The sequence below is a fragment of the Pseudomonas sp. GW821-FHT09E04 genome (assembly GCF_059416185.1).
Genome location: NZ_JBWKOR010000005.1, coordinates 21090 through 42727 on the forward strand (window position 1 = coordinate 21090; position 21638 = coordinate 42727).

A 21638-nucleotide genomic window follows, 5' to 3' on the forward strand; every position below is an offset into this window, starting at 1 on the left:
GACTGCTCTTTTAGCCGGTTTTATCTCGCGTAGAAATAGCCAATCATGCCTCCCATCGAATTCATCCCGTTCCGGAGTCGAACATGTCCCAGCCATTCACCGCCATCGCCACCCTGATCGCCAAACCTGGCCAGCAGGACGCCCTCGAACAACATCTGCGCGCATTGATCGAACCGACCCGCGCGGAAGCCGGTTGCGGCCAATACGACCTGCACCAGGACATGGCCAACCCGCTGGCCTTCTACATGATCGAGCAGTGGGCCAGTGACGAAGCCCTGCAGGCCCACGACGACAGTGCGCATATCCAGCATTTCCGGGCGCAGGCCGCAGGCTTCCTCGAACACTTCGAGCTCAAGCGTCTGCGCGCCATCGTCTGAATCCTTCCTTCAAGCATCTTTCGGAGTCATCCATGAAAGCCATCGCCTATTACGCATCGCTGCCGATCAGCGACGAAAAATCCCTGCAAGACATCGAACTGCCGGAGCCAGTGGCCGGCCCGCGCGACCTGCTGGTCGAAGTCAAAGCGATTTCGGTCAACCCGGTCGACACCAAGGTCCGCCAGAACGTCGCGCCAGAAGGCGGTGCCGCCAAAGTGCTGGGCTGGGACGTGGCCGGTGTGGTCAAGTCAGTCGGCAGTGAAGTGACGTTGTTCAAGGCCGGCGACAAGGTCTTCTACGCCGGCTCCATCGCCCGGGCCGGTGGCAACAGTGAACTGCATGTGGTGGATGAACGGATCGTCGGCCATATGCCGAAAACCCTCGGTTTCGCAGAGGCCGCCGCCCTGCCGCTGACCGCCATTACGGCGTGGGAGCTGTTGTTCGAACGCCTGCAAATCCGCGAAGGCAACACCGATGAAGGCCAGAGCCTGCTGATCGTCGGCGCGGCCGGTGGCGTGGGTTCGATCCTGACCCAACTGGCCAGCCAGCTGACCGGGCTCAAAGTGATCGGCACCGCCTCCCGTCCGCAAACCCGCGACTGGGTAAACGAGCTGGGCGCTGACCTGGTGATCGATCACAGCCAGCCGTTGAGCGAAGAACTGAAACGCGCCGGCCACCCCCATGTGACCCACGTCGCCAGCCTGACCCAGACCGACCAGCATCTGGACCAACTGGTCGAGGCCCTGGCGCCGCAAGGCAAACTGGCGCTGATCGATGATCCGAAGTCGCTGGACGTGACCAAGCTCAAGCGCAAGAGCCTGTCGCTGCATTGGGAGTTCATGTACACCCGCTCGCTGTTCGAAACGCCGGACATGATCGAGCAGCACAAACTGCTCAACCGAGTGGCCGAGCTGATCGATGCCGGGACGTTGAAGACCACGGTGGGCGAGCACTTCGGCACGATCAACGCGAGCAATCTGCGCCGAGCCCATGAATTGCTGGAAAGCGGCAAGGCCAAGGGAAAAATTGTTTTAGAAAGTTTCTAAAACTTCGGAGGCCGCAGCCTTTGTCAGCGCCAGACGTGGTTGACTCGGGGGCTGCGGTCGCTTTTTGCCGTCAGTCAGATGCTTGACCCTTGTCACAATTGCGATCGTATTCGGGTCTACAATCGAAACCTCTGCGATGCAATCTTTTACGTCCGGGAGGTCAGCAATGAAGATCCTGATAAAAGAAGTGGCAAAGTCCCAGTGGCAAGTTCGTCTCGACCAGCACGCCGTGACATTCCGCAGTGAGGCCGAAGCTCGGGCCTTCACCCGCACCCTCGAAGCGCGTCTGTACGCGCCCCATCAGATTCCCGACCTCGGCCAGCAACGCGCTGTCGGCTGAGTTCTTCCGTTCAGACTTCGGCCTGCGCCTTTGCCAGCGCCCGGGCATTCTGTATGCGCCGGGTAAGCATTGCCGCGCTGACCACCAACAGACCGCACAGGCTGATGACCATGGCCATCGGCACGGCTGTGCCATCGTGCAAAACCCCCACCAGCGCCGAAGCCCCGGCGGCGACGCTGAACTGCATGCTGCCGAGCAACGCTGACGCACTGCCGGCGCGAGCGCCCTGCCCGTTCATCGCACTCGCCGCCGCATTGGGGCTGATGCAACCAAGACTCGCCACGCAAATGAACAATGGAATCAGCAGCGGCCACAGTGCCTCGGTGTGCAGGGCACTGACCGCGAGCAGCGTCAGTCCGGCGCCGAAGTAAACCCAGACCGCCCGTGACAGCAGAAACGCCGGGCCACGCTTGGCCAATAGTCGCGCATTGACCTGCGCCACCAGAATGAAGCCCGCCGCGTTGGTGCCGAACAGCCAGCCGAAATGCTCGGCCGGGACGCCATACAGTTTGATGAAAATGAAAGGCGAGCCGGCAATGTAGGCAAACATCCCGGCAATCGCGATGCCGCCGGTCAGGGCATGGCCCATGTAGACCGGGTCGGTCAGCAGTCGACCGTACTGACGCAGAGCACCGGACAGTCGCTGGCGCGGAACATGGGCCGGCAGACTTTCCGGCAGGCCGAGGGCCACCGCCAGGCCGGCCAGGGCACTGAACCCGGTCAGCACCAGGAAGATCGACTGCCAACCCGTCGTATTGACCAGCAGACCGCCGAGCATCGGCGCCAGGATTGGCGCCAGCCCCATCACCAGCATCAATTGCGAAAAGACTTTCGCCGAGCCCACCGCGTCGCATTTGTCAGCGACCACCGCCCGGGAAATCACCATCCCGGCGCATCCGCCCAGTGCCTGAACGAACCGCGCACCAATCAGCCATTCCAGATTCGGTGCATAAGCGCAGGCCAATGACGCCAGGGTGAACAGCACCAGGCCGGTGAGCAATGGAATCCGCCGCCCGAAACGATCCGCCACCGGACCGTAGGCCAGTTGACCGATGGACAGGCCAAAGAAGTAAGCCGACAGCGTCAGCTGGACGTGTTTCTCATCGGTGCCGAACGCCAGCGCCATGGTGGGAAACGCGGGGAGATAGAAGTCGATCGCCAACGGACCGAAAGCGGTCAAGGCACCGAGAATCAGAATGGTACGGAAGTTCATCAGGCGTCCAGGTTCGACAGGCAATTGGGCGGGCACTTCAGGAGAGAGTGCAGCCCGACAGTCTAGCCGCGCGAGGACGCCTTGAACATTCCGGTAGCTCGCTAACTATTAAAAAGATCAGGCGAGTTTAATGACATAGCCTTCTTCGCTGATCGCCTCGATCACCTGCTCGGCGCTCAACGCACTTTCGACGCCGACTTCCTTCGCTGCCAGATCGACCCGCACGCTGGCCGCCGGATCCTTGCTCTGGACCGCTTGGGTGACGGCCTTGACGCAGTGACCGCAGGACATGCCTTCAACAGTGAACACTTGCATGGAATGACTCCTTTGAGTGAGGTTGCCGGCAGTTTCGAGCTTGCCACGATGGCAAGGTCAAGTTCTGCAAAAAACTGCCGGGCTGGCAATCGGCGCCGCGCTCGGCCAAGCTGCGTGCATCAATGACATAAATTCAGGAGATTCAGCCATGCGCTGGTCAGCTTTCAGCCTGTTTGGCTTACTCAGCCTCTTTGCCGCGATCCCTTCGGTGCATGCCGCCGGGGAAGATTTCGGGGTGCTGATCATTTCCCGCGAGCGCCTGGAAGTCGCGACCTCCTGCGAGATCGGCGTGTACATCCAGGATCAACTGTCGGCGCGACTGTTCCAGGAACAGAGCACCTCGTTCAACCTGCCGCCGGGCAATGTCTCGCTGCGCCTGAAACTGCTGCCGGGGCAAATGCCGGGCTGCAACCCGGGCATGCTCGCGCCGGGCTCGCAGGAGATCAAACTGCATGCAGGTGACATCCTGAAGTTCCGGATTGCGATGAATGCGGAAGGCATGTACCTCAAGCCAACCGGCCTCGGTTATTGACTCATCCGGATCGGGCGGCGGAATCTGGCGCTTGACCTTGCCAGCATGGCAAGGTTGATCCTGTAGGCATCCACTACAGGGAGTACGACCGATGTCCGATTCCATCACGTTCGATCTGCCCATCAGCGGCATGACCTGCGCCAGTTGCGCCGGCCGCGTCGAACGCGCCTTGAGCAAAGTCAGCGGCACCAGTGCCGTCAGCGTCAACCTCGCCACCGAACAGGCCCGCGTGCAGGCACCCGGCGACAGCCTGCCAGCGCTGATGGAGGCGGTTGAACGTGCCGGTTACAGCGTGCCGCAGCAAACCGTGGAATTGAACATCGACGGCATGACCTGCGCCTCCTGCGTCGGCCGTGTCGAACGCGCCCTGAACAAGGTTCCGGGGGTGAAAAGCGTCAGCGTCAACCTCGCCAATGAACGCGCCCACCTCGAACTGCTTGGCGCTGTCGATCCGCAGCTCCTGATCACCGCCGTGAGCAAGGCCGGTTATTCGGCCAGCCTCTTCGAACTTGAACACCAGACCGACAATCGCCAGCAACGCCTGAACCATGAGCGCTGGGCGCTGATCTGCGCGATCGCCCTCGCCTTGCCGCTGGTATTGCCGATGCTGCTGCAACCGTTCGGCATTCACTGGATGCTCCCGGCCTGGGCGCAATTCGCTCTCGCTACCCCAGTGCAATTCATCTTCGGTGCACGTTTTTATGTGGCCGCATGGAAAGCCGTGCGCGCCGGTGCCGGCAACATGGACTTGCTGGTGGCCCTGGGCACCAGCGCCGGTTACGGCCTGAGTCTCTATGAATGGGCGACCGCTGACGGGCGCATGCCGCATCTGTATTTCGAGGCCTCGGCGGTGGTCATCGCTCTGGTGCTGCTTGGCAAATACCTCGAAAGCCGCGCCAAACGCCAGACCGCCAGTGCCATCCGCGCACTGGAAGCCTTGCGCCCGGAGCGAGCGATTCAAGTCATTGATGGTCGCGAACAAGACGTCGCCATCAGCGCCCTGCGCCTCGGTGACCTTGTACTGGTCAAACCCGGCGAACGTTTCCCGGTGGACGGCGAAGTGCTGGAAGGCCAGAGCCATGCCGATGAAGCGCTGATCAGCGGCGAAAGCCTGCCAGTGCCCAAGCAACCGGGCGACAAGGTCACCGGCGGTGCAATCAACGGTGAAGGCCGCTTGCTGGTGAGCACCACGGCACTCGGTGCGGAAAGCGTACTGGCGCGAATCATCCGTCTGGTGGAGGACGCTCAGGCGGCTAAGGCACCGATCCAGAAACTGGTGGATAAAGTCAGTCAGGTGTTCGTGCCGACGGTTCTGCTGCTGGCTCTCGCCACGCTGATCGGCTGGTGGCTGTACGGCGCGCCGCTGGAAACCGCGCTGATCAACGCCGTCGCGGTGCTGGTGATCGCCTGCCCCTGCGCCCTCGGTCTGGCGACACCGACCGCGATAATGGCCGGCACCGGCGTGGCAGCACGCCACGGGATTCTGATCAAGGACGCCGAAGCGCTGGAGCGCGCCCATGAAGTCAGCAGCGTGGTGTTCGACAAGACCGGCACCTTGACCTCCGGCACCCCGCGCATCGCGCATTTCAGTGCGATCGACGGTGATGAGAACGCCCTGCTGACAGCGGCCGGCGCGCTGCAACGCGGCAGTGAACACCCCTTGGCCAAAGCCGTGCTGGATGCCTGTGCCGAACGTAGCCTGAACGTGCCCGATGTCAGCGACAGCCAGTCCCTGACCGGGCGCGGCATCGCCGGCAACCTCGACGGCCGGCGCTTGGCGCTGGGCAACCGGCGCTTGCTGGAAGAAAGCGGTCTGAACGCCGGAAACCTGAGCGAATCCGCCAAGGCCTGGGAAACCGAAGGTCGCACGCTGTCGTGGTTGATCGAGCAAAGTCCGGAGCCCCGCGTACTCGGCCTGTTCGCCTTCGGCGACACCCTCAAGCCCGGCGCGCTGCACGCGGTGCAACAACTGGCTGCGCGACATATCCACAGCCACCTGCTGACCGGCGACAACCGAGGCAGTGCCCGTGTGGTGGCCGAAGCGCTGGGCATCGAAAACGTCCACGCCGAAGTGCTGCCGGCGGACAAAGCCGCCACCGTCGCCGAGCTGAAAAAGACCGGCGTCGTGGCCATGGTCGGCGACGGCATCAACGACGCCCCGGCACTGGCCGCCGCCGATATCGGCATCGCCATGGGCGGCGGCACCGACGTGGCCATGCACGCCGCCGGCATCACCCTGATGCGCGGCGACCCACGGCTGGTGCCGGCAGCGCTGGAGATCAGCCGCAAGACCTACGCGAAGATCCGGCAGAACCTGTTCTGGGCCTTCGTCTACAACCTGATCGGCATTCCGCTGGCGGCGTTCGGCTTCCTCAATCCGGTGCTGGCCGGCGCGGCGATGGCCCTGTCGAGCGTCAGCGTGGTGAGCAATGCGCTACTGTTGAAAACCTGGAAACCCGAGGATCTGGAGGACAACCGATGAACATCGGCCAAGCGGCCCGCCACAGTGGCCTGAGCGCGAAGATGATCCGTTATTACGAGTCGATCGGCCTGCTCAAGGCCGCCCATCGCACTGACAGCGGCTATCGCGTCTATGGAGACGATGACCTGCATACGCTGGCGTTCATCAAGCGCTCGCGGGACCTGGGCTTTTCGCTGGAGGAAGTCGGCAAACTGCTGACCCTCTGGCAGGACCGCCAGCGCGCCAGCGCCGATGTGAAGGCCCTGGCCCGCCAGCACATCGACGAGCTGAATCAGAAGATTCGCGAACTCGGCGAACTACGCGACACCCTGCAGGATCTGGTCGAACACTGCCAGGGCGACCATCGCCCGGACTGCCCGATCCTCAAGGAACTGGCGTCGGGCTGCTGCGCGCAACCCGCTCGCGCCTGAGCAGCAGGACTTTCATCGACAGCACCGTGGCGAGGGGAATGCCGTGGAACAGCAGCACCACGGCACCCGGCGCCCACCACGAATAGAACGGTGCGGCGATCAGCATGCCGACGCCGAACCCGGTCATCTGCAACAGCGTCAGGAAACTGAAGATCGGCAGGCGCAGGGGCTCCGGTTCCCGTTGCAGACGTGACATCAGGCCGACTTCCGAGAACCCGTCACCCAATCCGGCCGGCAGCGAAAACAGCAACAGCCCGACGACGCTGTGCTGCTGGAACATCAGGATGAAGCCGCAGGACATCAGCAACACCCCGCCAAAGTACCTGCGCTCCAGATGGATGTTTTCCGAGCCCTTCAAGCGACTGGCGATTCGCGCGCCCAGCAATTTCCCACTGGCCCATACCGCGAGCATCAGGCCCAGCGTGGTGCTCGCCGAGTCCGGTGTCAGCAGTTTGGAAATGATCGGAAATCCGACGTTGTGCGCAGCGCTACCCAAAGTGTCGGCCATCGTGACAGCCAGCATCGCCGCCACCACCGGGGCGCTGCGCAGGCCTTGCAACAACGCCGACCATTCACCCTGTTTAGCGCTGGATTGGCCGACGGCCTCCGGTGCGCTGAACCGCAATGGCGCAATCAACACCGCCGCCAGCAGATAGGTCAGCGCATTCAACGCGAACACCGTTTCAAAACCAAACCCTGCGACCAGCAGCCCGGACACCAGACTGCCGCCGACCATCGCCATGGAAGAGGCGGACGTGATCCAGGCATTGGTCTTGAGCAACTGCGCAGGCTCGATCAGGCGCGGCAACTGGCTGTTGAGGCCGATGGCGAACATCGAATTGCCAAAGCCCAGGCCGAACGCAATCAGCGGCAGCAACAACGCCTGCTGGCTGACCGGCACGATCAGCAACAACCCGAGCACAGCGGCGCGCAGCAGATCGAAGGCAATCAACGGCAAGCGACCGCTGCATCGGCGATAAAACGCGGTGCCGATCAGGCTGGCGAAAATCCCGCCGCCCACACGACTGGCCAGGAAAATCCCGACGCTCATGGCGCTGTTGCTCAGCAGGTAGACATAAGTGGCCAGCGCAACCATGTTGAGGAAAGCGCCGAAATCGGAAATCAGCCGCGCCGTGATGATCAGCCGGGCATTGCGGGAGGTGGTGGTCACAATCAATCCTTGAATGTGTAAAACCCGGCCGAAGCCGGGTTTTCTTTTTCAGATGCTTACTGCATCCACGGTGGCGGAGGCGGTTCGTCGGACTTGCCCTTGGGCTCGTCGTCCGCCGCACGGATGGCTTGCTTGCGCTCCTCATCCAGACGCGCCGCTTCGATCTCGCGCAGGACCCCACCGACATCGGCCAGGTCCTCGGGATCGTCGAACTCGCCGGTCAGCACGCTGGCCGGGTGCAACGTACCCGCTTCGTACAACGCCCACATTTCCTTGGCGTATTTGGTCTTCTTCAACTCCGGGGCGAACCGGCCGAAGTACGACGCCATGTTGCCGACGTCACGCTCCAGCATGCTGAACGCGTGGTTGTTGCCCGCCGCGTCCACCGCTTGCGGCAGGTCGATGATGACCGGGCCGGTCGGCGTCAGCAGCACGTTGAACTCCGAGAGGTCACCGTGCACCAGGCCGGTACACAACATCAGCACGATCTGCGAAATCAGGAACGCGTGGAATTCGCGGGCCTGATCCGGCTCCAGCACCACGTCGTTCAGACGCGGCGCGGCATCGCCGTATTCATCGGCCACCAGCTCCATCAGCAGCACGCCTTCCAGGAAGTCGTACGGCTTGGGCACCCGCACCCCGGCGTTGGCCAGGCGGAACAGCGCCGCGACTTCGGCGTTCTGCCAGGCGTCTTCGGCTTCCTTGCGCCCGAACTTGGAACCCTTGGCCATCGCCCGGGCCTGTCGGCTGTTACGAACCTTGCGGCCTTCCTGATACTCGGCCGCCTGGCGGAAACTGCGTTTGTTCGCCTCCTTGTAGACCTTTGCGCAACGTAACTGATTGCCGCAGCGCACCACATAAACAGCTGCTTCTTTGCCACTCATGAGTGGACGCAGCACTTCGTCGACCAGACCGTCCTCGATCAGGGGTTCAATGCGTTTTGGAGTCTTCATCAGCTTTTATTGTGGGTCCTTTATTACCAAACACGCGAATGTCATTCGTTATACGGCAATCCTCGCATCACGGGGAGGGGTTGCCGACCTGTGAACCTGTGGATGCACACACTGTGCCGGATCAAACGGGCCAATCCGCCGCTCTTGTATCGACCGCTGCGAATCATAGCCGAGCCTGCCGAACTTGTTGGCGCAAGGACTTGAGGGCATTTGCGACAGAATCTGACATCGGGCTGCACGTGCTTCGCAAGATTTTTCTCTGAAGGCCTCAATTTCCCTCTCCGGCAGCCGAAGCCCTCAGAGACAGAGGAATTTGTCCGACAATCGTTCCGAAAAAGCTTCGATGTCGCACTCAGGGAATGGAGTGGAAAACACCGTTTTCGGCTGCCAATAAACCGCGAGTCATCTGCACTGCGTGGGCCTACAAGAAAATCTGGAGCGCGGATGAACATCAAACAGAAGTTGACGTGGGCGTTTGCAATCATCGCCTGCTTGCCCGTGGTGCTGGTCGCCACGCTGGTGGTACTCAACCTGCGCAGCGATGCCCGGGAAGGTTTTGTCGACGGCAGCGGACGCGAGATCCGTCAGGTCAGCAACGCCATGCAGCTTTTTTTTGACGGTATCAGCCAGAACGTCGATTACCTGGCGACGCAACCGCTGATCAAGAACACCGACGACAGCCTCAAGACCTACATGAGCGCCAACGCCGAAAGCGTCCCGCAGGGCGAGATGGACAAAAAGGTCTTCTCCTTCCTGCAGGATCTGGGCAACAGCCACCCGGCCTACGCCTACGCGATCGTCGGCACCGCTGCCGGTGGTTACGTTTCCTGGCCCGACGATCCCAAGCTGAGCAACTACGATCCGCGTCAGCGTCCCTGGTACAAGGCCGCTCAGGCCAAACCCGGCAAACCGTTGCGCACCGCCGCCTATTACTGGGCGCAGGACGATGCAACCTATGTCAGCACCGTGCGCACCATCGACAACAAACTCGGTAGCAACGGCGGCGTGGTCAGTATCGACGTCACGCTCAAGCAGCTCACCGAGATCGTCAAACAGATCAAGCTCGGCGAAACCGGTTACCTGATGCTGCTGGAAAACAGCGGCATGGTGCTGGTCGATCCGAAACAGCCCGAGCACAACTTCAAGCCCCTCGACAGCCTCGGCGACGGTTACGCGCAACTGGCCAAGGCCGGCAAAGGGCTGGTGGAAGTCGAACTCAACGGCGAGCGCTACATGGCCAACGTCTGGCCGTCGGAGCAACTGGGCTGGACCTTCATCGGCCTGATCAAACAGAACGACGTGATGAGCTCGGCCACTCAGTTGACCTGGCTGATCGCGATTATCGCGGCTGTGTTGGCGGTGCTGTTCGCCGTGGTCGGCGCCAGTTTCGCCAGCCTGATCGTACGCCCGATCCGCAGCGTGGCCAGCGGTCTGGAAGGCATCGCCCAGGGCGAAGGCGATCTGACCAAGAACCTCGATATCCGTGGCAACGACGAAACCGCGCAACTGGCCAACTGGTTCAACCAGTTCCTCACCGCGATCCGCAGCCTGATCCAGCACATCGGTGGCGCGGCCGGAAAAATCCTCGCCACCTCGCAGAGTTCGACCCGGGTTTCCGGCGACATGGCCGAAGCCGCCGGACGCCAGCGTGAAGCCGTGGACATGGTCTCGACTGCGTTCCACGAAATGGTCGCCACCGCCAACGAAGTCGCCCGCTCGTGCAGTCAGGCGGCGGAGTCGGCCGACAGCGGCCAGCGCCAGGCCCGCGAAGGTCAGCAGCAGATCGATGCGGCGGTGCACAGCGTCGATCAACTGAGCCAGGAACTGGAGCAGTCGGCGCAGTCGATGCAACAACTGGAGCGCGACAGTAACGACATCCAGTCGATCCTCGGCACCATTCGTTCCATCGCCGAACAGACCAACCTGCTGGCGCTCAACGCCGCCATCGAGGCGGCGCGGGCCGGTGAGCAAGGCCGTGGCTTTGCGGTGGTGGCCGATGAGGTTCGCGCACTGGCCAAACGTACGGCGGATTCGACGGCGGAAATCGACGGTCTGCTGGGCAACCTTGCCAAGCGCACCAGCGCCGTGACCCAACAAATGCGCGCCAGCCTCGATGTGTCGCAGCAATCGGTGACGCGAATCGGCGAGGCGCGGGCGAGTTTTGGTCAGATCCGTGAATCGGTGGATGTGATTCGTGACATGAATACCCAGATCGCCACGGCCGCCGAAGAGCAGCATCAGGTGGCCGAGGACATCAATCGGCATATCAGCCAGATTCACGGTGATGCGCAGTTGGTGGCGGAGCTGGCCAATTCGGCGCGGCTGGATTCGCAGAGTCTGGCGGGGTTGTCGAATGAGCTGGATGGGTTGGTGCGAAGGTTCCGGACTTGAGATTGGGGGCAACCTAAAAAGCCCCCTCACCCTAACCCTCTCCCGGAGGGAGAGGGGACTGATTGGGGGATGCTTTAAAGATGCATCGACTTGATCCTGCTTTACCGAATCCATAATCGACACGGTTTTTCAGGTCGATGTATAACGCCAGACAACACGGTCGGCTCCCTCTCCCTCCGGGAGAGGGCTGGGGTGAGGGCTGCTTTTAGCGCTCGATAATGGCGGTGACACCCTGCCCCCCCGCCGCACAAATCGAAATCAACCCACGCCCCCGCCCCGCCGCATCCAGCAGCTTCGCCAGATTGGCCACGATCCGCCCGCCCGTCGCCGCAAACGGATGCCCCGCCGCCAATGAGCTGCCCTTGACGTTCAAGCGGCTGCGATCAATCGACCCCAACGGCGCATCAAGCCCCAACCGGGTCTTACAGTACTCCGGATCCTCCCAGGCCTTCAGTGTGCATAACACTTGCGCGGCAAATGCCTCGTGAATTTCGTAGTAGTCGAAATCCTGCAAGGTCAAACCATTGCGCGCCAGCAAGCGCGGCACCGCATACACCGGGGCCATCAGCAGCCCTTCGGCGCCGTTGACGAAATCCACCGCCGCCGCTTCGCCATCGCGCAGATACGCGAGGATCGGCAAGCCTCTTTCTTTGGCCCATTCTTCGCTGCCCAGCAACACCACCGATGCGCCATCGGTCAGTGGCGTGGAGTTGCCGGCGGTCAGCGTGCCCTTGGCGCTTTTCTCGAAGGCCGGTTTCAGGGTCGCGAGCTTTTCCAGGGTCAGGTCCGGGCGCAGGTTGTTGTCGCGGGTCAGGCCGAGGAACGGCGTCATCAGGTCGTTGTGCCAGCCTTCGCTGTAGGACGCGGCAAGTTTGTGGTGGCTTTCGAGTGCCAGTTGATCCTGCTCTTCGCGAGGAATGTTCCACGTCTGTGCCATCAGTTCACAGTGCTGGCCCATCGACAGGCCGGTGCGCGGTTCGCCGTTGCGCGGGAATTCGGGGATCAGGTGTTTCGGACGCAATTGCAGGAAGGTCTTGAGCTTGTCGCCGGTGGTCTTGGCGCGATTGGCTTGCAGGAGAATCTTGCGCAGGCCTTCACTGACGCTGATCGGCGCGTCAGACGTGGTGTCGACGCCGCCGGCAATGCCGCAATCGATCTGGCCAAGGGCAATCTTGTTCGCCACCAGCAACGCGGCTTCCAGGCCGGTGCCGCAGGCCTGCTGAATGTCATAGGCAGGCGTTGCCGGCGACAGGCGCGAGCCGAGCACGCATTCGCGGGTCAGGTTCATATCCCGTGACAGTTTCAGCACCGCCCCCGCGACCACTTCGCCCATGCGCTGGCCGTGCAGGTTGTAGCGTTCGATCAGGCCTTCAAGGGCGGCGGTGAGCATCACCTGATTGCTCGCGGTGGCATACGGCCCGTTGGAACGGGCGAATGGGATGCGGTTGCCACCAATGATCGCGACGCGGCGCAGCTGACTCATGAAAAACTCCTTGTGAAATATCCAGTCTGAAAATCGGGCACTGAAAATCCCGCCGGGCCCCAAAAACACCGGGGGCAAACTACTCTGCTGTTCTAGCGTAGGCCTTATTGCGTGGATCGAACGATTGATTGCCCTTCGCAGTCCACACTTTGAACCCCATCTTCTGGAGAGCGTTCCATGTCTGACCGCTATATCGACTTCGCCAACTCGTCCATCGGCCACCGTCTGGTCGGGGCCCTGGGCCTGCCGTCGCCGGTGCGGCTGGAACGCTGGCAGGCCGGGCGCCTGCGGCCGGTGGAGGGTGCGCTGCTGATCGGCGGCGGGCCGCTGGCCGAACGGGTCAGCGCCTTCGCCAACCGGCTGACGGATGCCATTTATCGCTACGGCGATCAGCCAGCGGCCGCCACCCAATGGATTCCCGGCCATGGCCCGAAACTCAAGGCGGTGGTGTTCGACGCCAGTGAATTGCAGCACACCGACCAGCTCAAGCAACTGCGCGAGTTCTTCCAGCCATTGATGAAGAACCTCGACAGCAGCGCGCACCTGGTGATCCTCGGCCGCGCCCCGGAAACCCTGCGCGAACCGTTCGCCGCCAGTGCTCAGCGGGCACTTGAAGGTTTCTCCCGCTCGCTGGCCAAGGAGCTGCGCAGCGGCGGCACCCTGCAATTGATCTACGTGGGCGAAGGTGCCGAGGATCAGCTCGAAGGGCCGCTGCGGTTTTTCCTCTCGCCGAAAAGCGCATTTGTCTCCGGGCAGGTGATTCGTCTGAATCCTTGTGCCACGCCGGTGACCGACTGGACGCGCCCGCTGGCCGGGCGCAAGGCGCTGGTCACCGGCGCGGCGCGGGGTATCGGCGCCTCCATCGCCGAGACGTTGGCCCGTGATGGCGCCGAGGTGATTCTGCTCGACGTGCCGCCGGCCAAGACCGATCTGGAAGCCCTGGCCGCGCGCCTCGGCGGGCGCGCCATCACCCTCGACATCTGCGCCGAAGACGCCGCCGCGCAACTGATCGAACAGTTGCCCGACGGCCTCGACATTCTGGTGCACAACGCCGGCATCACCCGCGACAAGACCCTGGCCAACATGACGCCCGAGTTCTGGGACGCGGTGCTGGCGGTCAATCTCAATGCCCCGCAAGTGCTGACCAAGGCGCTGCTCGACAGCGGCACCCTGCGCGATAACGCGCGGGTGATTCTGCTCGCCTCGATCAGCGGCATCGCCGGCAACCGCGGGCAAACCAATTACGCGGCGAGCAAGGCCGGGCTGATCGGACTGGCCCAGGCCTGGGCACCGACGCTGCTGGAGCGTGGCATCAGCATCAACGCCGTGGCGCCGGGTTTCATCGAAACCCAGATGACCGCGCACATTCCCTTTGGCCTGCGCGAAGCCGGACGACGCATGAGTTCGCTGGGTCAGGGCGGCCTGCCACAAGACGTCGCCGAAGCCGTGGCCTGGCTGGCGCAACCGGGCACCGGTGCCTTCACCGGACAGGCATTGCGGGTCTGTGGACAAAGTGTTCTGGGGGCTTAGGCATGAGCATCGAATGGCACACGCTGCACCGCGAACCGAGTCTGCCGGGTTTGTATGTCCGGGCCGCGACCCGGCGCAAAATCACCGGCACCCGTTTGCCCGACAGCGGTCTGCGCTGCGGGGTCGACATCGACGGCAAACGTCTGGCGGCTTATCGCAAGGTCTGCGGTTTTGCCGATGACGGTCTGCTGCCGCCAACTTATCCACATGTCCTGGCGTTTGCGTTGCAGATGCAGTTGCTCACGGCCAAAGACTTTCCATTCCCGCTGTTGGGGCTGATTCACCTGAGCAATCGCATCCGCATTCTGCGGCCGATGGGTGGAATCAGCCACGTGCAGGTCAGCGTTCGGGTGCATAACCTGCAACCGCATCCCAAAGGCGCAACGTTCGATCTGCTGACCACCCTCGACGATCAGCTCGGCCCATTATGGGAAGCCGAAAGCCAGATGCTCTGTCGAGGCGTGAAGCTTGAGGGTGAAGCGCTCGAACAGGTGTGGGAGCCCACGCTGCCACTGATGCAGGTGGCGCAATGGAAAGCCCCGGCGGACATCGGCCGGCAGTACGCCAAGGTCTCCGGCGACTACAACCCGATCCACCTGAGCGCCGCCAGTGCCAGGCTGTTCGGTTTCCCCACCGCCATTGCCCATGGTCTGTGGAACAAGGCCCGCACCCTGGCCGCGCTGGCGGATCACCTGCCCAGGGCCAACCTGGAAATCGCCGTGCATTTTCGTAAACCGGTGCGCCTGCCGAGCGAGGTATCGCTGTTCGCCAGCGCGGCGGGTTCCAGCGGGGAGTTGCGTCTGATCGGTGCCGGGGACCTGGAGCACATGGTCGGCCACTGGCAGCCGATTGCCTGAATCAATAGGCCGCGCCAATCGTTACCGCGCCCCTCGCGGAGTTCGATCACAACAGCGAAACATGATCAATTGTGTGTATATAACTTAAGTTTCTGCCGCCGTTATCCAACCCCCGGCCAAACATCAAGCCTTGATTCTCAAGGCTTTTTTTTGCGCGTTTATATCCTCGGCATTAGTCGTTAAGCAGCAAATCACACGCTTATATAAAGGCGTTAATACCAACTTGAGAATGGTGTGGATCCAACCTTGCGACTGATATGAGCACAACGGACGAAGGCATTGCCGGCAACAGAACCGGCTAGCCGTCGAAGACAACGAACGTTGAGACAGGTGCAAGGAATACCCATCATGAAAACTCAAGTTTGGTGCAAATCAGCAACAGCGCTGGCATTGATCCTCTCCCTCGGTCTGGCCGGTTGCAGCAGTGGCGGTGGCGGTCACCACAGCAGTTCCGGCAGTTCTTCGCCGGACAGTTCCACCGCAGGCACTGGCGGGACATCCGGCAGCGGCGGAACAACAGGAACCGACGGCACCACAGTAACCGGCGGGACAGGTGGTTCGGATCCGAGCAATCCGACAAACCCGACGAATCCGACCAATCCAACCGACCCTACCAACCCCACTAACCCAAGCACGCCTCAGCCTCTGATCACCTCAACCCTGGTGCAGGATGTCGGCGGCACCGTTGCCGGCGTTGGCAATGGTGTCGGTCAGGTCGGCGACTCGCTCAGTGGCGTGCCGGTGGTGGGTGGTGTGGTGCAAAGCGCGGCCAGAACCGCCGGCAATGTGGTATCCACACTGGGCGACGGCATCGGCAACGGGATTGGCAAACTGGCAACCACCGATAACGGCCTGGGCGTCACCGCGTCGGCCGTCGGCGGTGTAGTGCAGGATGTCGGCAACGGCGTGTCCGACCTGAGCGGCAAACTGGCGACCGCCACCGGCAGCGTGCCTGTGGTCGGCGGCGTGGTCACCAAAGTGGCGCCGCTGCTCAACGGGGTGGGTGAAAAAGTCACCATGCTCGGTGACACCCTCAGCACCGCCACTACCACTGGCCCACTCGGCTCGGTGACCAAAGAGGTCGGCAGCAAACTGGTGCCGGTGATCGCCATGGTCGAAAGCACCACGGACAAACTCGGCGGCACCACCGGCCTGGGTGATCCACTGAACGGTGTGCTGCAGAAAGTCGGCAGCGCTGTCGACGGCGTGGGCGACAACGTCACGGGCGCCGGCAATGGCAATGCCCTGACCAACACCGTCGGCGGCGCCCTGAGCAATGTCGGTTCGGCGGTCGGCAAGACCGGCGGGCTGGCGGATAACGGCACCGGTTCCGGAACAGGTGCCGGCGGTGGCCTTGGCAACAATGGTCTGCTGCAAACCGTTGGTGGCGCGGTCGTGAATGTCGGCGCCGGGCTCGGTGCCGGCAACGGCTCACTCGGCTCACCGGGCAATGTTCTGGCCTCGGCCGGCAATACCGTGGCCTCGCTCAATACAGCACTCGGTGGCTCGGGTTCACCGATCACCACGCCCACCACACCTCTGGCAACACTGGGCAACAACATAGGCACAGGCCTTGCACCGGTCACCGCCGCCGTCACCAACCTGACTCAGAATGTCGGCGGTGCTACCGGTCTGGGCGCTCCGCTTGCCGGCCTCACCGGTCAGGCAGGTGGTGCAGTCAGTAACCTTGGTGGCGCCATCGCCGGCACCAACAGCAACCCGGTCGTGACCGCTGTCGGCAATACCGTCGCCACCGTGGGCAACACCGTCACCGCCGTCGGCGGGCTGGTCAACGGCGGCACCGCCGCTGGCACCGGTGGCGGTCTGGGCGGAGTTCTCGGTGGCCTGACTGGCACCTTGGGCGGCAACAAACGCTGAATTGCACCTGGCCGATTCGACGGCCTAACCTACAGCGCCTACGCTTGGTTGAGGGCGGAAGATTCCCACGAGTCTTCCGCTTTTTTCTTAGGAAAAAACCCGCCAAGTGCTGCGGTTTGAACATGGAGTGTCCTATGCGCGTTATGGCATCCCTGCTGTTCCTCAGTCTCAGTTCCGCTGCCCTCGCCGACACCCTTCCCAGCTTTCTCAACAGCAACGAAACCATCCGCAACCTGCCGGTGCCGAATCTGCCCGCCGACGCCTACCGTCCGAGCGCCGCGCCGCTGCAAGTTCCGGAACCCGGTGCCGCGGCTGCCGAGCCGTTGATGATGGGCACGAAGATCAACCTGAAAACCGTGCAGATCGAAGGCGGCACGATTTACCCGCTCAACGAACTGGCAGAGATCTACAAACCCCTGATCGGCCACGAAACCAGCCTCGCCGATCTGATTGAAGCGACACGCAACATCACCCGTCGCTACCAGAACGACGGCTACCTGCTGTCCTACGCCTTCCTGCCGCAGCAGACTTTCGACGACGGTGCCGCGCGAGTGGTGCTGGTGGAAGGTTATGTGCGGGATGTTCAGGTCCAGGGCGATATCGGCCGGGTCAAGGGACTGATCGACAGACTGACGGCGAAGATCCAGGCGGAACGCCCGCTGACCCGCAAGACCTTCGAGCGCTACACCACGCTGATGACCCGCATCCCCGGCGTCACGATCCAGGCCCAGGTGCCACCGCCCGGCACCACCGACGGCGCAACGACCCTGATCGCCCAGGCCAGCCGAAAACCGTTCACCAGCACCCTGAGTACCACCGAAGACAACCGCAACGGCACCCAGGCCTTGCTCGGCGTCAGCAGCAACTCACAGACCTCGATGGGCGAACAGCTGAGCCTCAGCGGCCTGTTTCCACCGGGCGATGACCACGAGCATTACTATCGTCTGGACTACAGCCAGTTCCTCGATGACGAAGGCACGCAACTGAGTCTGTCCGCCTCGCGTTACCGCGCCGACCCCGGCACCAACGTGCTGCTGAACAACGGTCTGGAACTCAAGCCGCACCGCGAAAACGACCGTTACTCCATCGGTTTCAGCATGCCGCTGATTGCCGCCTCCAATGAATTGCTGACGGCCGGCTCGCGCCTGTACGCGGTCAACGACAAGACCCGCTACAACGTCATCGGCTATCCACTCAGCGCCGAAGAACGCACCGACATCCGCGCCCTCGCCTTCGAAAGCGACTGGCGCAAGGCCGACGCCCGGCAACTGCGGATTCTCAGCGGCGGGGTTTATCAAGGCTTCGACAGCATGGGCGCACACACCAACAACAGCGCCATCGACCTGCATTTCTTCCGTCTGCGACTGTCGGGGGTACAGAGCGACAAGTTCTTCGACAACTGGCAAGGCGTGGTTTCCGCCGCGTTGTACTGGAGCGACGACACCCTGCCCGACAGCGAGCGCGCGGTGTTCGGCGGGCAGAATTTCGGTCGTGGCTACCCCGACGACCAGGCGTCCGGCGACAAGGGCTGGGGGGTGGCTTACGAGATCAACTACAGCTTCAACCGCGACGGCAACTGGGTGCGGATCCTGCAACCCTACGTGGTGCTCGATCGCTCGCGCAGCTGGTTCAACCAGTTGCCGATACAGGCCAACAGCCTGTCCTCGGCCGCGGTGGGCCTGAGGTTCGGCGATGCCAAGTACTACAACATCGCGCTGGAAGCAGCCAAACCGATGTCGGATGAAGCACTGGATACGTTCAACCGCCGGCCGCGTTACAGCATCAGTTTCAGCTATCAGTTGTAAGTCGCTGTCGCAGGCCACTCCGGTGGCCTGCGAAGCACGACTACTGCTTCTCGATCTTCCCGCCCGCATCCGGGTCATAGAAGTCGGGGATTTCATATTTGTACTTCTTCAGCCAGCGCTGCATCGCCAGTTCTCGCTCGGTGGCCGTGGCCGCTTGCGGGTCAGGGGACGCGGCCTTGTTGCGGCTTTGCAGCAACAGCCAGCCTTCGGTTTCCTGCTGCTGGGCCGATGCCGGGCCGGCGTCGATGGCGAAGGCAGCGAGCGGCAGGCTCAGCAGGCTCAGGCAGCACAAGGTCTTGAAGGTATTCATGGCGCCTCCTGGAGGTTCACTTGATCGTCGCCGGTTGCGGGTCAGCCACCACCGCAACCTGATTGCTCGCGGCGGGTTTGGCCGGCACCGGAGCCTTGAGTTTTTCCGCGCGCTCCTGGGCATCGGTGAACTGTTCCGGGGTCAGGTGCGCGCGGCTGACGACTTCGGCGGCTTGTTGCCAGTTGTTCTGGTAGATCAACAGGGTGACCAGATTCAGCGTCGCCAGTTGATTGTTCTGCTTCAACTCGATGGCCGTCAGAAACTCGAACCGGGCGTCCTGGAGTCGCAGCTGATTGAGGTACACCACGCCCAGATCGTTGCGGATATTTTCGTTGGTGGGCGCCAGTCGCACCGCCCGTTGCAAGTGGGCCTGCGCCTGACCGTTGTCGCCACGGGCGGCATACAGCTGGCCCAGGCCATGTTCGGCGTCGGCGCTCAGGCAAGTACCGAGCAGGCCGCGATACAACGGCTCGGCTTCACTGCGTCCCAGCAGGCGGTAGACCCTGGCCTTGCGCAGCCGCACCTCGACGAGGTTGTCGGGCAGGCTTTGCAGGTTGGCCAGGCTGGCGTGCAACTTGCCGTCGTTGGCCAGGTCATCGACCAGGTTCAGCGACAGCTCCTGCTCGGAACTCAGCTTGCTGCAACTGGCCGGCGCCAGCATCGTCGTCCACGGCGCCTGACCGTCCGTTGCGCAACCGCCGAGCAACAGCAAACTTGCCACGACCATCAGTGCTTTCATCAAATGCTCTCCATCGCCAGTGTCAGGACGCAAACGCCCGGGTGATTGCGGTAAATCCGGGGCCCGCCAGTACGATCAGCAAGGCCGGAAACAGGAACAACATCATGACCACCGACATCTTCGCCGACATCTTCGAGATGTATTCCTGCAAGCGCGTCAGGCGGCGGTCATCGAGCAGTTGCTTGAGCGCCAGCAGCGATTTCATTGCCCCGCCGCCCTGCTGAATCAGCTGTTGCAGGATCACGCTGGTGTCGGTGAACTCATCCACTGCCAGCATCGCCGCAGCCTTGTTCAGTTCCTGGCCGAGTTCCAGACCCGAGTCGACACGCGCCAGAATCAGGCGCAGTTCGCTGGTCAGTTCCGGCAGCAGCTTTTGCCCCTCGATGCTGAGCACGCGCAAGGCCTGCTCGACGGCCATGCCGGACTCGAACAGGATCCGCAGCAGAGGAATGAACGTCGACACTTCCACCGAAATGATTTTCTGCCGACGGCCAGCGGCATACGCCAGCAGGCGTTTGGGCAGCAGATAGCCGGCGCCGGTAGCGATCATCGGCACCAGCCAGCCGTTGGGGGCCTGGGGGAAAAACACTTCCTGCAAGAACAGCCCCAGGCCCAGCGTCAGTAACGGCGTGCCGATCTGGCAGGCGGCAAACAGCGAGCGTTCACTGGCCCGACGCCAGCCGAGGCGGCTGAGCAGGGTCTGGGTTTCACTGTCGATGCTGACCGAGCGCTGGCCGAAGCGGCTGTTGCCCAGCGCCCGCAACCAGTTGCCGAAACGGTTCCCGCGCACCAGATGCCCCTGCAGACGCTGGTTGACCTGACGCACCCGGCGGCGCTCGGTCAACAGGTGGTTGCCGACCAGCAACAGGGCGCCGAGCAACAGCATGAGACTGGCCAGCATCACCATGTCAGACACTCCTCAACATGCGCCACAGCGCCAGGCAACCGAGCACCTGCAGCACCACCGCGATAATCAGCATCGTCTGGCCCCCGGAGTCGTTCCACATGCCGAGCATGTAGCCGGGATTGGTCAGCATGAAATAGCTCACCAGGATCAAGGGCAGCGATCCGAGCACCCACGCAGTCATGCGGGTTTCGCCTGTCATGGCACGCAACTGACGTGCCCCTTGGTCGCGCTCGCGAATCAGTTTGATCAGGTTCTCCAGCAATTCGCTGGCGTTGCCGCCGTAGCGATGATTGACCTTCAGGCCCAGGGCGAACATGCGCAGTTCATCCTGCTCGTAGAGCTCGGCGAAATCGCTCACCGCGTCCGGCAGGTTGACCCCCAGCTGCACGTTGCGCTGCACCCGGCCCATCGCCGACTTCAACGGATCGTCACTGGTTTCGATGCCGCCCATCACCGCGTCGCTCAGGGTCCGGCCGGACTTGAGGCTGCGCACGGTGTGGTCCAGCAACTGCGGCAGTTGTTCGATCATGCGATTGAGCCGGCGCCGGTACAGCCAGGCGATGTACAACCGCAGAATCAGGGGCGGCGCCAGCATCAGGATCAACAGGCCGATCCATTCGGCCATCAGGTAACCCAGCATCATGGCCAGGACCCACAACGCCAGCCATAACCCGAAGTGCTCGCTCGGCCGGCCGAGACCCGCCCGCAGAAACATCCGCTCCAGCCCCGCCCACGAGGATTTTTCGACCGCCGCCTGCGGTTGCCCGGCGGCCAGTCGCGTCAGCACCCGTTCATTGGCGGTCTTGCGCACGCCATGCAGGAACAGGCGAATCGACAGCCCCAGCATCAGCAGGCAAATGACGATCAGGATCACCGGTCCGATCATGACGAAGGCTCCA

General features: G+C 62.5%; 20 protein-coding genes and 1 pseudogene. 12 read left to right on the top strand and 9 right to left on the bottom strand.

Going from position 1 to position 21638, the window contains the following annotated elements:
• Positions 1-83: 83 nt before the first annotated feature.
• From AC07N4_RS18940 to AC07N4_RS18950, 3 genes are all read left to right on the top strand, one after another.
• The gene (locus AC07N4_RS18940; protein ID WP_102622770.1) at positions 84-377 is read left to right on the top strand and encodes a putative quinol monooxygenase; all 294 of its coding nucleotides are present in this window, start codon (positions 84-86) and stop codon (positions 375-377) included.
• Between the two features lie 32 nt (positions 378-409).
• Entirely contained in the window at positions 410-1423 is a 1014-nt protein-coding gene (locus AC07N4_RS18945) for a zinc-binding alcohol dehydrogenase family protein (RefSeq protein ID WP_493065763.1), read from the top strand.
• Positions 1424-1589: 166 nt separating this feature from the next.
• Positions 1590-1763 carry a hypothetical protein gene (locus tag AC07N4_RS18950; RefSeq protein WP_173861408.1) on the top strand — a complete coding sequence of 58 codons (174 nt, stop codon included), beginning with the start codon at positions 1590-1592 and terminating at the stop codon, positions 1761-1763.
• Between the two features lie 10 nt (positions 1764-1773).
• On the opposite strand, the gene AC07N4_RS18955 is transcribed toward AC07N4_RS18950, so the two are convergent.
• The gene (locus tag AC07N4_RS18955) at positions 1774-2976 is read right to left on the bottom strand and encodes a multidrug effflux MFS transporter (protein WP_493065764.1); all 1203 of its coding nucleotides are present in this window, start codon (positions 2974-2976) and stop codon (positions 1774-1776) included.
• A gap of 117 nt (positions 2977-3093) precedes the next feature.
• Positions 3094-3291: a heavy-metal-associated domain-containing protein gene (locus tag AC07N4_RS18960; RefSeq protein ID WP_096819700.1), complete on the bottom strand. Its 198-nt coding sequence runs from the start codon at positions 3289-3291 to the stop codon at positions 3094-3096.
• Positions 3292-3439: 148 nt separating this feature from the next.
• Between AC07N4_RS18960 and AC07N4_RS18965 the strand changes: the two genes are divergently transcribed.
• From AC07N4_RS18965 to cueR, 3 genes are all read left to right on the top strand, one after another.
• Positions 3440-3823 carry a hypothetical protein gene (locus AC07N4_RS18965; RefSeq protein ID WP_096819701.1) on the top strand — a complete coding sequence of 128 codons (384 nt, stop codon included), beginning with the start codon at positions 3440-3442 and terminating at the stop codon, positions 3821-3823.
• Positions 3824-3914: 91 nt separating this feature from the next.
• Positions 3915-6305 (top strand): heavy metal translocating P-type ATPase, encoded by a 2391-nt coding sequence (locus AC07N4_RS18970; protein WP_493065765.1) that lies wholly within the window; start codon positions 3915-3917, stop codon positions 6303-6305.
• Positions 6302-6715, top strand: a complete 414-nt coding sequence (gene cueR / locus AC07N4_RS18975; RefSeq protein ID WP_096819703.1) for a Cu(I)-responsive transcriptional regulator — start codon at positions 6302-6304, stop codon at positions 6713-6715. Before AC07N4_RS18970 ends, cueR begins: the two co-directional genes overlap by 4 nt.
• Here cueR and AC07N4_RS18980 read toward each other — a convergent pair.
• Entirely contained in the window at positions 6669-7886 is a 1218-nt protein-coding gene (locus tag AC07N4_RS18980; protein WP_493065766.1) for an MFS transporter, read from the bottom strand. The genes cueR and AC07N4_RS18980 overlap by 47 nt on opposite strands.
• Positions 7887-7942: 56 nt before the next feature.
• A complete protein-coding gene (locus tag AC07N4_RS18985; protein ID WP_493065767.1) occupies positions 7943-8839 on the bottom strand; it encodes a PA4780 family RIO1-like protein kinase in 897 nt (298 codons plus the stop codon).
• Positions 8840-9439: 600 nt separating this feature from the next.
• On the opposite strand from AC07N4_RS18985, the pseudogene AC07N4_RS18990 reads away from it, so the two are divergent.
• Both AC07N4_RS18990 and AC07N4_RS18995 read left to right on the top strand, forming a co-directional pair.
• Positions 9440-10372 (top strand): annotated as a pseudogene (locus AC07N4_RS18990) (cache domain-containing protein); the annotation flags it as partial.
• A gap of 129 nt (positions 10373-10501) precedes the next feature.
• A complete protein-coding gene (locus AC07N4_RS18995; RefSeq protein ID WP_371858331.1) occupies positions 10502-11230 on the top strand; it encodes a methyl-accepting chemotaxis protein in 729 nt (242 codons plus the stop codon).
• Between the two features lie 205 nt (positions 11231-11435).
• Here AC07N4_RS18995 and AC07N4_RS19000 read toward each other — a convergent pair whose 3' ends face one another.
• Positions 11436-12713 carry an acetyl-CoA C-acetyltransferase gene (locus tag AC07N4_RS19000; RefSeq protein ID WP_085711264.1) on the bottom strand — a complete coding sequence of 426 codons (1278 nt, stop codon included), beginning with the start codon at positions 12711-12713 and terminating at the stop codon, positions 11436-11438.
• Positions 12714-12890: 177 nt separating this feature from the next.
• On the opposite strand from AC07N4_RS19000, the gene AC07N4_RS19005 reads away from it, so the two are divergent.
• The 4 genes from AC07N4_RS19005 to AC07N4_RS19020 all read left to right on the top strand — a co-directional run bounded on the left by AC07N4_RS19005 (position 12891) and on the right by AC07N4_RS19020 (position 18783).
• Entirely contained in the window at positions 12891-14243 is a 1353-nt protein-coding gene (locus AC07N4_RS19005; RefSeq protein WP_096819707.1) for a 3-oxoacyl-ACP reductase, read from the top strand.
• Between the two features lie 2 nt (positions 14244-14245).
• The gene (locus tag AC07N4_RS19010; RefSeq protein WP_102620063.1) at positions 14246-15100 is read left to right on the top strand and encodes a MaoC family dehydratase; all 855 of its coding nucleotides are present in this window, start codon (positions 14246-14248) and stop codon (positions 15098-15100) included.
• 348 nt (positions 15101-15448) lie between these two features.
• A complete protein-coding gene (locus AC07N4_RS19015; RefSeq protein WP_493065768.1) occupies positions 15449-16978 on the top strand; it encodes a collagen-like triple helix repeat-containing protein in 1530 nt (509 codons plus the stop codon).
• A gap of 134 nt (positions 16979-17112) precedes the next feature.
• Positions 17113-18783, top strand: a complete 1671-nt coding sequence (locus tag AC07N4_RS19020) for a ShlB/FhaC/HecB family hemolysin secretion/activation protein (RefSeq protein ID WP_493065769.1) — start codon at positions 17113-17115, stop codon at positions 18781-18783.
• A 40-nt stretch (positions 18784-18823) separates the two neighbouring features.
• On the opposite strand, the gene AC07N4_RS19025 is transcribed toward AC07N4_RS19020, so the two are convergent.
• From AC07N4_RS19025 to AC07N4_RS19040, 4 genes are read right to left on the bottom strand one after another with little or no spacing between them, the layout of a single operon-like run.
• Positions 18824-19093 (bottom strand): DUF3613 domain-containing protein, encoded by a 270-nt coding sequence (locus AC07N4_RS19025; RefSeq protein ID WP_192559683.1) that lies wholly within the window; start codon positions 19091-19093, stop codon positions 18824-18826.
• Positions 19094-19109: 16 nt separating this feature from the next.
• Positions 19110-19832 carry a tetratricopeptide repeat protein gene (locus AC07N4_RS19030; protein ID WP_096819721.1) on the bottom strand — a complete coding sequence of 241 codons (723 nt, stop codon included), beginning with the start codon at positions 19830-19832 and terminating at the stop codon, positions 19110-19112.
• 22 nt (positions 19833-19854) lie between these two features.
• Entirely contained in the window at positions 19855-20739 is an 885-nt protein-coding gene (locus AC07N4_RS19035) for a type II secretion system F family protein (RefSeq protein WP_102620067.1), read from the bottom strand.
• Between the two features lies 1 nt (position 20740).
• Entirely contained in the window at positions 20741-21625 is an 885-nt protein-coding gene (locus tag AC07N4_RS19040; protein WP_273535410.1) for a type II secretion system F family protein, read from the bottom strand.
• Between the last annotated feature and the right edge of the window lie 13 nt (positions 21626-21638).

Bases quoted from the DNA above. Each gene is read 5' to 3' on its own strand.
- AC07N4_RS18940 (WP_102622770.1), top strand. From the start codon at position 84: ATGTCCCAGCCATTCACCGCCATCGCCACCCTGATCGCCAAACCTGGC.
- AC07N4_RS18945 (WP_493065763.1), top strand. From the start codon at position 410: ATGAAAGCCATCGCCTATTACGCATCGCTGCCGATCAGCGACGAAAAA.
- AC07N4_RS18950 (WP_173861408.1), top strand. From the start codon at position 1,590: ATGAAGATCCTGATAAAAGAAGTGGCAAAGTCCCAGTGGCAAGTTCGT.
- AC07N4_RS18955 (WP_493065764.1), bottom strand. From the start codon at position 2,976: ATGAACTTCCGTACCATTCTGATTCTCGGTGCCTTGACCGCTTTCGGT.
- AC07N4_RS18960 (WP_096819700.1), bottom strand. From the start codon at position 3,291: ATGCAAGTGTTCACTGTTGAAGGCATGTCCTGCGGTCACTGCGTCAAG.
- AC07N4_RS18965 (WP_096819701.1), top strand. From the start codon at position 3,440: ATGCGCTGGTCAGCTTTCAGCCTGTTTGGCTTACTCAGCCTCTTTGCC.
- AC07N4_RS18970 (WP_493065765.1), top strand. From the start codon at position 3,915: ATGTCCGATTCCATCACGTTCGATCTGCCCATCAGCGGCATGACCTGC.
- cueR (WP_096819703.1), top strand. From the start codon at position 6,302: ATGAACATCGGCCAAGCGGCCCGCCACAGTGGCCTGAGCGCGAAGATG.
- AC07N4_RS18985 (WP_493065767.1), bottom strand. From the start codon at position 8,839: ATGAAGACTCCAAAACGCATTGAACCCCTGATCGAGGACGGTCTGGTC.
- AC07N4_RS18995 (WP_371858331.1), top strand. From the start codon at position 10,502: ATGGTCTCGACTGCGTTCCACGAAATGGTCGCCACCGCCAACGAAGTC.
- AC07N4_RS19000 (WP_085711264.1), bottom strand. From the start codon at position 12,713: ATGAGTCAGCTGCGCCGCGTCGCGATCATTGGTGGCAACCGCATCCCA.
- AC07N4_RS19005 (WP_096819707.1), top strand. From the start codon at position 12,891: ATGTCTGACCGCTATATCGACTTCGCCAACTCGTCCATCGGCCACCGT.
- AC07N4_RS19010 (WP_102620063.1), top strand. From the start codon at position 14,246: ATGAGCATCGAATGGCACACGCTGCACCGCGAACCGAGTCTGCCGGGT.
- AC07N4_RS19015 (WP_493065768.1), top strand. From the start codon at position 15,449: ATGAAAACTCAAGTTTGGTGCAAATCAGCAACAGCGCTGGCATTGATC.
- AC07N4_RS19020 (WP_493065769.1), top strand. From the start codon at position 17,113: ATGCGCGTTATGGCATCCCTGCTGTTCCTCAGTCTCAGTTCCGCTGCC.
- AC07N4_RS19025 (WP_192559683.1), bottom strand. From the start codon at position 19,093: ATGAATACCTTCAAGACCTTGTGCTGCCTGAGCCTGCTGAGCCTGCCG.
- AC07N4_RS19030 (WP_096819721.1), bottom strand. From the start codon at position 19,832: ATGAAAGCACTGATGGTCGTGGCAAGTTTGCTGTTGCTCGGCGGTTGC.
- AC07N4_RS19035 (WP_102620067.1), bottom strand. From the start codon at position 20,739: ATGGTGATGCTGGCCAGTCTCATGCTGTTGCTCGGCGCCCTGTTGCTG.
- AC07N4_RS19040 (WP_273535410.1), bottom strand. From the start codon at position 21,625: ATGATCGGACCGGTGATCCTGATCGTCATTTGCCTGCTGATGCTGGGG.